We start from the raw sequence: 503 nt of genomic DNA on the forward strand, positions 1-503 counted from the left end.
CCCAAGTTCGTCCACCGCCCTCGCTGCCGGCGAATAGACTATTCTTTCTCGTAATCGTTTGGGGCCTGATCGCTCGCTCGAGATGTTGGAGTCGATCTCGATCCGGCCGTCCGTCAGAAAGCGTTCCAGCGCCTCGCGCCGCGTGAGCGCGTAGCGGATCGCCTCGGCGGTTTTGGATTTTCCCGAGACCTTGCCCAGTTCCTTTTCCCAGAGCTCGAAGAGGCTGGCGACGGTGGCCGAGGATTTCTCCTGGCGCCGGGCTGCGCGGCTGTCGGCCTCCTTGCCACGAACCTCATCTTCGATGCGCCAGAGCTCGGTCATTGCCAGGACAGTGTCTGTGGCGGCCTGAGAGACGCCGCTGATGTGCAGATCGTAAAACTTGCGCCGTAGATGTGCCCAACATCCTGCAAGTTGGATCGTTTCGTTGCTGCCGGTTTTGACGCGCGTCTTGGCGAGATTGGTATAGGCCGAGTAGCCATCCACTTGCAGGATGCCGGTGAATC

Annotated in this window: 1 pseudogene; it reads right to left on the reverse strand. The window is 60.4% G+C overall.

Annotation, left to right across the window (positions count from 1 at the left end):
• Positions 1-503, reverse strand: a pseudogene (locus tag CO676_RS34385) (transposase); the annotation flags it as partial.

Source organism: Sinorhizobium sp. BJ1 (assembly GCF_002531555.1).
In the GTDB taxonomy this organism is placed as follows: Bacteria; Pseudomonadota; Alphaproteobacteria; order Rhizobiales; family Rhizobiaceae; genus Sinorhizobium; species Sinorhizobium fredii_B.